The organism is Microbispora sp. CSR-4, assembly GCF_008033685.1.
Lineage (GTDB): Bacteria > Actinomycetota > Actinomycetes > Streptosporangiales > Streptosporangiaceae > Microbispora.
Map to the genome: position 1 here is coordinate 1 of NZ_VJVX01000111.1, position 8,474 is coordinate 8,474.

The window sequence follows — 8,474 nt, forward strand, 5'->3', positions numbered from 1 at the left end:
CGCCGGCCTGTACAAGGAGCGGAACACCGTCGAGCGCCTGATCAACAAGCTGAAGGCCTGGCGAGGCATCGCCACCCGCTACGACAAAACCCCTGCGAGTTACCTCGCCGGCCTCCACCTCCGCGCCGCGATGATCTGGATTAAAGACCTCACCCAGGCCACCCCTTGATCACAACCAAATACACGCCCTAGTAGTGTCAATAACTGTGCGCTCAACGGACGCCGCCCTGGTGCCTGGAGGTGCTTAGAGCTGCTAACGCAATGAGCTGAGGCGGTGCGTACGGGTCGACACCCACCCAGCCTGTACGCCTCGGTTCCCGTCTCCAGGTCCCGGACGGGGACGACGCCGTCCTTGCAGGCGGTGGCCAGCGAGCCGCCCCCGGGATGGAACGCGATGTCCCGTACACCACGGGATGGGTGAACCGGCGGATCTCCCGGCCTTGGGGCACCTGCCACACGCGCATCACATTGTGGCGGGTGGCCGTGGCGAGGCCGGCGCCGGGACCGTCGAAGGCGAGCGAGGTCACGGTGGTCTCGGGCGTGCCGTCGTCGTCGCGGACCCAGGACTCGTCGCCGTGCACCAGGCGCGCGACCTCCTGCCTCGTCCCGAGGTCCCATACCTGCCGCGGTCACGGGCGGGCAGCCTGGGGAAGCGGATGGGCCTCGGGAAATGATCTCCCCGCGGTCGTAGCCGGACGGAGGCAGCGCCTCGCCCATGAACGTGAATTCGGAGAACTGGGCGCTCAGCAACCTGAGCGCCTCAGCCGCCCCCGCGAGCTCACCGTCGACGGCTGCTTTCCGTACGACCGCCTGCGTGTCAGTTATGCGTAGAAGGTGGGCGAGCTCGCTCCGCGACCTGATCGCGTCCTCGTCCGCCGGTCTGATGCCTGGTCGTCGAGATGGCCGGCTTGCCGAGCAAAGCGTTCTAGCAGGTCAGAGGATCTGCTGGCCATAGCGTCGGCCGGTTTCGATCAGGCGGGGGACGTCGGGCGGGGTGGGTGCGGGGAGGCCGGGGTGCTCGGCCGGGCGGCCGAGTTCGGCGATGAACTGCTCGAATCCTGACGGTGTGGTGATCTGCAGGCCGCGTACGGGCCCTTCGGTGACGATGAAGGAGTGGGGTATGCGGCGGGGCAGGAAGGCGAAGTCGCCGGAGCCGGCGGTCCAGCGGTGGTCGCCGCAGTCGATGGTGAGCTTTCCCTCGAGGATGTAGAAGGCCTCGTCCTCGCGGTCGTGGATGTGCCGGGGTGGCCCGAAGCCGGCGGGTGCGGACCACTCGATGAGGGGGAACGCGCCGCCGGTCTGGTCCGCGCCGGCCTTCACGGTCATGCGGGTGTCCAGGAACCACAGGTGGGGGCCGTCGGCGGGCGTGAGCAGATAGCCGGTGGGGTCGAAGCTCATCGGGCGTCCTCGGGGTCGTCCTGGGCTGGGTTGTAGAAGCGGATTTCGATGCCGTCGGGATCGTGCAGGCCGACCAGCACGTGGCCGACGTGACCGGTGACGATGCCGCCGTGCGGTTCGGCCAGGTCGTCCAGGCGCTGCTGCCAGTCCTTCAGGTCGCGCAGGGTGGGTACCCACAGGGCCATCGGGTCGAATCCGGCCATCGCGGCAGCTCGTACCGGATCCTGACGCAGGGCCACGTCGACGGCGTTGTTCGCGTCGCGGAGGGCGACGCCCATGAGCGTGCCGTCTTCGACGAACTCGATGAGGACGCGCAGGCCCAATACCCGCTCGTACCAGTCTCGGCTGCGTTCCACGTCCGTGACGGGGAGTTTGACGTGGTGGAAGCCGTTGAGCGTCGCAGCCATGGGCGCCTCCGGGGGGTCACTAGAGTTGTCTCTAGTGACTTTCTCTGTAGTAGGCTCTAGCGAATGAGCGACCCTGTCAAGAGTGCGACCGGACAGGGCTCCCGCCGAGCCGCTCAAGCGCGCGCCACCCGGAGACGGATCATCGACGCCGCGCGGGAACTGTTCCTGCGGCAGGGGTACGCCTCGACCACCCTGGATCAGATCGCCGCGGCGGCCGGGGTCGCGGTGCAGACGGTGTACTTCCACTTCGGGAACAAGGCCACGGTTGTCAAAGAGATCGTGGATGTGCTGGCGGTCGGCGACGACGAGCCGATACCGATGCTGGACCGGCCCTGGGTGGAGCAGGTGCGCGACGAACCCGACGGCCGGCGGGCGCTGGCGATCTGGCTGGCCAACAGCCGCGTCATCTTCGGCCGCGTGGCGCCCATCATGAAGATCGTCCGCGACGCTGCCGGTGCCGACGCCGAGATGGCCGCGCAGTGGGAGACCAACCAGAACCAGCGCTTCCTCGCCCACGACACCCTCGCGCGGCACCTCGCCGACAAGCAGGCCCTGCGCCCGGACCTGTCCATCGATGAGGCGGCCGACGTCATCTTCACCCTGGTCAGCGTCGAGGTCTACCTCTTGCTCACCGGCGTACGCGGGTGGACGCCCGAGGAATGGGAACGCTGGATCAACAAGATCCTCTCCGCCACGATCCTGCGCTGAAGCCGACGCGAGCGGGCGAACGGGCCTGCCCCAGTGCTCCCCATGTCCTACCAATCTTCCAGTGTCTGGAAGTTTCCATGTGCTGTATGTTTTGCGTGTGGAGGAATCACGCCGCGAGCGCAAGAAGCGGCTGACCAGGCAGCGGATCATGGCCGCGGCGATGAGGCTGTTCGCAGAGCAGGGATATGAGCAGACCACGGTGGCGCAGATCGCCGTGGCGGCGGACGTCGACCCCAAGACGTTCTTCAACTACTTCCGCGCCAAGGACGAGGTCGTGTTCGCCGACACCGAGCACATCTTCGGCATGCTGCTCGGCGCGCTGGCGGCGCCACGGCCGCAGGAGAGCCCGGGCGAGCTGCTGGTCAGGGCGGTGCAGGAGTACGCCGCCCGGCGCCGCCCCGAGGTGCCCCGCAAGGAGCCCGAGGCGCTGTCGGCGGGGGTCCGCCTGATGATGACGACGCCGGCGCTGCAGGCCAAGGGGCTCTACCTGCTGCTGGAGCTGCAGCGCAGGATGGCCGGCGAACTGCTCAAGGCGTTCCCGGGCCAGCTGGATCCGATCACCGCCGCCGCCATGACCGGCTCGCTGATCGGCGCCGTCCAGCAGGCGAGCCTGGCGAGCGTCGAGCTCGGCCGGTCACAGGACGAGCTGTGGGCAGCCGCACGCCACGGCCTCGACATCGCCGCGCACGGCCTGCTCTCGGTCCGCGCGGACGCCGCGGCAGACGACGAACCGGCGCAGTCCGCAGAAGGGAACGAGTCGTCATGACGGACAACGAGCGGAGCCTCGCCCGCGACGCGCGGCGGGCGCTGCGCGAGGGCCCCGAGGGCATCGCGCGGCGGCAACGGGCCCGCCTGGCCGAAGCCGTGACCTACGCCCGCACCCACTCGCCCTACTACCGCGAGCTGTATCGGGCGCTGCCCGACGACATCGGCGACCTGGCGCGGCTCCCGGTCACCGGCAAGCAGGCGCTCATGGCGCGCTTCGACGAATGGGTCACCGACCCGGACGTGACACTGGCCAAGGCCGGGCAGTTCGTCGCCGACCCCGCCCTCGTGGGCGAGCGCTTCCAGGGTCGATACCTCGTCGCCACCACGTCCGGCACCAGTGGGCTGCGCGGCATCTTCCTGCAGGACGAACGGAGCCTGGCCGTGGGCAACGCGATCGGGCAGCGCGCGCGAGCCGGGCTGGGGGCCGGCGATCTCGTGCGCCTCATGCGCGGCGCCGGACGCACCGCCATCGTCTCCGCGCCGCCCGGCCACTTCTCCACCGTCGCCTCGGCCGCGCGGTTCCGGCGCGACCATCCGCGGCTCGGCTGGTTGCTGCGGGAGTTCTCCATCGACAAGCCGCTGCCGCAACTGGTGGCCGAGCTGAACCGGTACAAGCCCAGCTCGCTGGCCGGTTTCTCCAGCATGCTCGGGCTGCTGGCCAGGGAGCAGGAGGCCGGCCGCCTGCACATCCACCCGGGGATGGTCATCGCCGGCGGCGAGGCACTGACCGCCGAGAACCGCGCCCGGATCGCCTCCGCGTTCCACGCCCAGGTCCGCTCCGCCTACGCCGCCACCGAGTGCAGCTTCCTCGCCTACGGCTGCGCGCACAACTGGCTGCACGTCAACACCGACTGGGTGGTGCTGGAGCCGGTCGACGCCGACTATCGGCCCGTCCCGCCGGGGCGGCCATCACACACCGTCCTGTTGAGCAATCTCGCCAACCGGGTCCAGCCGATCCTCCGCTACGACATGGGCGACAACGTCCTGATGCGGCCCGACGCCTGCCCGTGCGGCAGCCCGCTGCCCGCTGTCCAGGTGCAGGGCCGCGCGGCGGAGTTGCTCGAGTTCCCCGCCGGCGGCGACCGGCACGTCCGCATCTCCCCCATGGCGTTCGGCACGCTGCTGGACCGCGTCCCCGGCATCGCGCAGTTCCAGGTCGTGCAGAGCGCGCCCGCCACGCTGCGGGTACGGCTGACGCAGGCGGACGGCGCCGACCCCGATCACGTGTGGCGGAGCGTACACGAGGAGATCTCGCGCCTCCTGGCCGAGCACAAGGCCGAGCGCGTCGCGCTGGAACGCGCCGAGGAGCCGCCCGAGCAGTCGGCCAGCGGCAAGTTCCGCAGGATCATCCCCCTGGCCCGCTGACCACATCCCGCATCGACGCCCGGGCCGGGATAATTCCCGATACGGGCGCCGTGGTCGGTCCTGGGAAGTCACGCTGGACATCGGTGATGGGAGGGCCGGCATGACCGGGGAATCCGCACCCTCTCCGGGCGTGTCGGTGGTGGTCCCCGTCCGAGGCAGGGTGGCGGTGACCGAGCTGATGCTGGCCAGTGTGCGGGCGGCGGCGGCGCGCTGTCCCGAGCCCGTCGAGGTTCTCCTGGTGGACGACTCGGGCCCGGAGGAGGCCGCACGCCACCGCGAGCAGTGCGAACGGCACGGCGCCCGCTATCTGCGTGGTCCCCGGCATGTCGGGGCGAAGCGTAACCTCGGCGCTCGTCACGCCTCCCACGATCTTCTGCTGTTCCTCGACTCGGACTGCCGCGTCTCACCCGGCCTGCTGCGGCGGTACGTCAAGACCATCCGCATGGCGACGGGGACCGCGGGGCTGGCCGGCCCGACGGTCGTCGTGGCGAGCCCGACAGCGGTGTCCCGGATCATGCGCCGGTCTCCCCTGCTCCACGGTGACCCGAAGAGGCCGGCCGCCGGTGACGAACTGGAGTGGGCGGCCGCATCCAACCTGCTGCTGCGCAGGACGGCGTTCGAAGCGGTCGGCGGCTTCGCGGAGAGGTCGCCGACCGTGGCCGCGGGCGAGGACGTGGACCTGGGCATCCGCCTGACCAGGCGGGGCTTCACGCTGCGGGCCGAGCCCGACGCCGAGGTCGTGCAGGACCGGCCCGGCCCGGAGTCGGTGAGCAGCGTGTGGCGCACGCTCTACAGGCGTGGCCGGTCGGAGCGGTGGCTCGCCATGACCCACCCGGACCGGGGCGTGCCGCGCTGCAACCCGGTCGTCGCGGTGGGCGCGGCGGCTGTCGTGGCGCTGGCCGCCGCACCGGCGACGCGGGGCCGGGGCATGGTGCTGATACCGGCGACGGCGGCGCTCGCGCTCGGGCTGCGGGCGCGTGCACGGCTCGCCCCCGGCGGTGGCCCGCGCGCGGTCGCCGACGCCGTCGCCTGCGCGGCCCTGGAGTGCGCGTTCGATCTGGGCGCGGCGGTCGCGGCGGTGCGGTTACACCGGCCCGGGCTGCTGTTCACCGGCTTCCGGTGACGGAGGTGATGAAGCGATGGAACGGTCGCGGTGGTCACGCTGCCGCTGGTCCGGGTGGTGGCCCGGGTGCCACACCGGCCGTAAGAGCTGCCGCCTCGCCTGGCCGTACGACCAGGCGAGGCGGTCCCGTCGCTAGAACGGCCAGCCGGCGTCGCGGCCCGCCTCCAGCAGCGGGATCAGCCGGAAGCACGCGTCGGAGAACCCGCCGAACTCATGGCGGTTGGCCGAGCCGGTCGGCATCGCGGCCGTCCTGTATCCGACGAGGTTGAACCCGTACACCGGCACGCTCGCCGGGACCGCGGTCGTGACCCCCTTCGCGTAGTAGCCCGTCATGGTCTGCATGTCCGACAGGATCACCACCCGGTCGTGCCCCTTCCAGGACCTGTGCACGGCGTCGGCGATCTGCGTGCCGTGGCCGACCTCGCCGATCCGCCCGCAGAAGCGCTCGACCTCGCGCAGCACCGACGCTCCCGGCCGGATCTTGTGCCGGAACGTGCCGTCGGCGAAGCCCACCAGGTCGACCTGGTCGCCGCGCGTCGCCAGGGTGACGCCGAACAGCGCGGCGGCCTGGACCGGCGTGACCGCCGACCGCGCGGAGACCGCGCCGGACGTCATCGACGACGAGGTGTCGACGAGCACGAGCGTCCGCCCCCGGAACGAGGGGACGTTCCGGGTCGCCAGGGTCAGCGCCGTGTCCAGCGCCCGGGTCCACCGCGAGGAGGGCGCCGACCGGTACGCCGCGTAGAAGCGGAACGGCAGCTGCCGCGACCGCGCGACCTCCTCCGGGTCGGTCAGCTTGGCGATGATCCGGTCCGCGAGCTCGTCACCCACACCTGCCTCGTCGAAGTTGCGCAGGTTCCGGAGCAGCGCCATGTATCCCATGGAGGGAATGACCGACTCCCACGCCTGGGCGTCCATCGGGCTCTGCAGCCAGCCGGCGAGCGCCTCCCAGGTGATGCCCGCGGCGGCCAGGCGGCTCGGGTCGGCCAGCGCGGAGCGCCGCTCCCCGGCCGGGATGGCGAGCAGCTCGGCCCGGTCGCGCAGCATGCGCAGCGACTGCGGGATCGGTTTGTCCCGGCCGTGACGCCGGTCGAGCGCGTGGGCGAACAGGTCGCCCTGCCACAGCAGCTTGTCGGCGGCCGGGGTGGGGTGGACGAGCTCGATGACGTCGCCGAAGCGGAACGCGCGGGCGTCGCTGTCGTACTTCGCCAGGGACCGCTCCGTGTAGAGCCGCTGGACGGCGTCGGCGACGCCGCGCTTCACCGGCTTGGGGATGGCCCGGCCGTACCGCGATGTCCAGTACGCGAGTGCCTCGCCCGGCTCATCGGCACGTTGCAGCACGGAGGCGACCAGCTCGCGGTTGCCTCCGTGCAGGCCGGCCGACAGGCGGGCCCGTACGGCCTCCAGTGCGGCCACGATCGGCGCGGACCGCATGTTCGCCTCGCCGCGCAGCCACGGCAGGAAGCGGGCCAGCCAGTCCCCGTCCTCGACGGCCACCTGGTGGACGAGGGCGCGGAAGCGCTCGTCGCGGTCGCCGGCCTTCTCATAGAAGGTGTCCTCGCCGACCATGTTGGAGACCGCGAGCAGGAACAGCTCCGACCTGGGGTCGCGGATGTAGCCGGGGGCGCCCTCGTGCGTACGGCCGGTCGGCCTCGCCTCGGTGGTGACCGGGCTGGTGGTCGCGACGTGGGTGGTGCCGCGGTTGAACTTGGACATGAAAGCGGGCCCCTTCCGCGATGGGGAGGAGCCCGCGCCAGACCATGCCCGAGATCACGTCGGCGAAGCCATGTGGTGCTCTGCCATCTGAGCTACGGAGATCGAAGCCTCCGGCTGGACTCGAACCAGCGACCGCCCCATCAACAGTGGAAGTAGGCCTCGCCTGCGCACCGGGCATGGTCTGGAGCCGGGGTCCTCCCGAGATCAAGGGTGACGGCGGAGACGCCCACCGGATGGGCGACAGCCCCATGGGTGGGGCTGCAAGGAGTCGAACCTCGAAGTAACCGCTGTCGGCGCACCGGGAGGTGCATATCAAGTTGTGCGTTCCAGAGGTCCGGGGACGGCTCCGGCATGGTTTCACCCGAAGAAGTAGCCGGGGCCTTCGCACCTGGAACACCAGGAAGCCTAGCCTTCTCCCGCGCCGCGCCGCTTCTGATTTTTTTCCATGTGAACCCGCGCATCCGGGAAGCATTGTCCGGATTTCTCGCCCCCTTTGACCGGAAAATTCCCGTTATCGGCGGTATGTCCTGATGGGTCGTGCCGTCTACGGTGATGCCGGGCGGGCGTGTGCCGGGGCTATGACCTCAATAGAGCGACGTGGAAGACGAGGCGCCTCCGTCCACCGTGAAGACGGCCCCGCTCGTGTAGCCGGATCGGTCCGAGGCGAGAAACGCGACCAGGTCGGCGATCTCGCGTGGTTCCGCCGGCCTGCCGAGGGGATAATGGGCCGTGAGTTCGGCATATCGGCTCTCGTCCGCCAGGCTGGACAGAGCGGCGTTCTTCAAATGTGTGACCATTCTTTCCGTGGCCACCGGGCCTGGATTCACTCCTACCACTCGGATGCCGTCGGCCAGGCTGTTTCCTCCGAGAGCCCGGGAGAATGCCATCAGTGAGCCAATTTCATCCTCGGGAGGCGTGTGCTACCCGATGGTTCTGAAGGACCGCGATGGCTTTGACCAGGTGGCCGGTCTTGCTCGGGCTACATCGCA

Annotated in this window: 8 protein-coding genes and 1 tRNA gene; 4 read left to right on the plus strand and 5 right to left on the minus strand. The window is 70.4% G+C overall.

Annotation, left to right across the window (positions count from 1 at the left end; all coding sequences use genetic code 11):
- Window positions 1-933 precede the first annotated feature (933 nt).
- Together FLV34_RS38210 and FLV34_RS38215 are read right to left on the minus strand one after the other, a co-directional pair.
- Complete coding sequence (locus FLV34_RS38210) at window positions 934-1,398, minus strand: quercetin 2,3-dioxygenase (protein ID WP_147945478.1); 465 nt, start codon at window positions 1,396-1,398, stop codon at window positions 934-936.
- Entirely contained in the window at window positions 1,395-1,805 is a 411-nt protein-coding gene (locus tag FLV34_RS38215) for a VOC family protein (RefSeq protein WP_147945479.1), read from the minus strand. The genes FLV34_RS38210 and FLV34_RS38215 overlap by 4 nt, the downstream gene beginning before the upstream one ends.
- 63 nt (window positions 1,806-1,868) lie before the next feature.
- Here FLV34_RS38215 and FLV34_RS38220 point away from each other — a divergent pair, with 63 nt between their 5' ends.
- The 4 genes from FLV34_RS38220 to FLV34_RS38235 all read left to right on the plus strand — a co-directional run bounded on the left by FLV34_RS38220 (window position 1,869) and on the right by FLV34_RS38235 (window position 5,769).
- Window positions 1,869-2,513: a TetR/AcrR family transcriptional regulator gene (locus FLV34_RS38220; RefSeq protein WP_147945480.1), complete on the plus strand. Its 645-nt coding sequence runs from the start codon at window positions 1,869-1,871 to the stop codon at window positions 2,511-2,513.
- 97 nt (window positions 2,514-2,610) lie between these two features.
- Window positions 2,611-3,279, plus strand: a complete 669-nt coding sequence (locus FLV34_RS38225) for a TetR/AcrR family transcriptional regulator (protein ID WP_147945481.1) — start codon at window positions 2,611-2,613, stop codon at window positions 3,277-3,279.
- Window positions 3,276-4,646, plus strand: coding sequence for a phenylacetate--CoA ligase family protein (locus FLV34_RS38230; RefSeq protein ID WP_147945482.1), 1,371 nt, complete (start codon window positions 3,276-3,278; stop codon window positions 4,644-4,646). Before FLV34_RS38225 ends, FLV34_RS38230 begins: the two co-directional genes overlap by 4 nt.
- Window positions 4,647-4,746: 100 nt before the next feature.
- Window positions 4,747-5,769 carry a glycosyltransferase family 2 protein gene (locus FLV34_RS38235; RefSeq protein ID WP_147945483.1) on the plus strand — a complete coding sequence of 341 codons (1,023 nt, stop codon included), beginning with the start codon at window positions 4,747-4,749 and terminating at the stop codon, window positions 5,767-5,769.
- A gap of 132 nt (window positions 5,770-5,901) precedes the next feature.
- Here FLV34_RS38235 and FLV34_RS38240 read toward each other — a convergent pair whose 3' ends face one another.
- From FLV34_RS38240 to FLV34_RS38250, 3 genes are all read right to left on the minus strand, one after another.
- On the minus strand, window positions 5,902-7,485 hold the full coding sequence (locus FLV34_RS38240; protein WP_147945484.1) for a TROVE domain-containing protein: 1,584 nt from the start codon (window positions 7,483-7,485) through the stop codon (window positions 5,902-5,904).
- Window positions 7,486-7,590: 105 nt separating this feature from the next.
- Window positions 7,591-7,661: transfer RNA gene (locus FLV34_RS38245), tRNA-Ser, on the minus strand.
- A gap of 408 nt (window positions 7,662-8,069) precedes the next feature.
- Window positions 8,070-8,372 carry an SDR family oxidoreductase gene (locus FLV34_RS38250; RefSeq protein WP_222709791.1) on the minus strand — a complete coding sequence of 101 codons (303 nt, stop codon included), beginning with the start codon at window positions 8,370-8,372 and terminating at the stop codon, window positions 8,070-8,072.
- Window positions 8,373-8,474 lie beyond the last annotated feature (102 nt).

Excerpts from the sequence above, each read along its gene's own strand:
- FLV34_RS38210 (WP_147945478.1), bottom strand. The coding sequence starts at position 1,398 with ATGAGCTTCGACCCCACCGGCTATCTGCTCACGCCCGCCGACGGCCCC.
- FLV34_RS38215 (WP_147945479.1), bottom strand. The coding sequence starts at position 1,805 with ATGGCTGCGACGCTCAACGGCTTCCACCACGTCAAACTCCCCGTCACG.
- FLV34_RS38220 (WP_147945480.1), top strand. The coding sequence starts at position 1,869 with ATGAGCGACCCTGTCAAGAGTGCGACCGGACAGGGCTCCCGCCGAGCC.
- FLV34_RS38230 (WP_147945482.1), top strand. The coding sequence starts at position 3,276 with ATGACGGACAACGAGCGGAGCCTCGCCCGCGACGCGCGGCGGGCGCTG.
- FLV34_RS38235 (WP_147945483.1), top strand. The coding sequence starts at position 4,747 with ATGACCGGGGAATCCGCACCCTCTCCGGGCGTGTCGGTGGTGGTCCCC.
- FLV34_RS38240 (WP_147945484.1), bottom strand. The coding sequence starts at position 7,485 with ATGTCCAAGTTCAACCGCGGCACCACCCACGTCGCGACCACCAGCCCG.
- FLV34_RS38250 (WP_222709791.1), bottom strand. The coding sequence starts at position 8,372 with ATGGCATTCTCCCGGGCTCTCGGAGGAAACAGCCTGGCCGACGGCATC.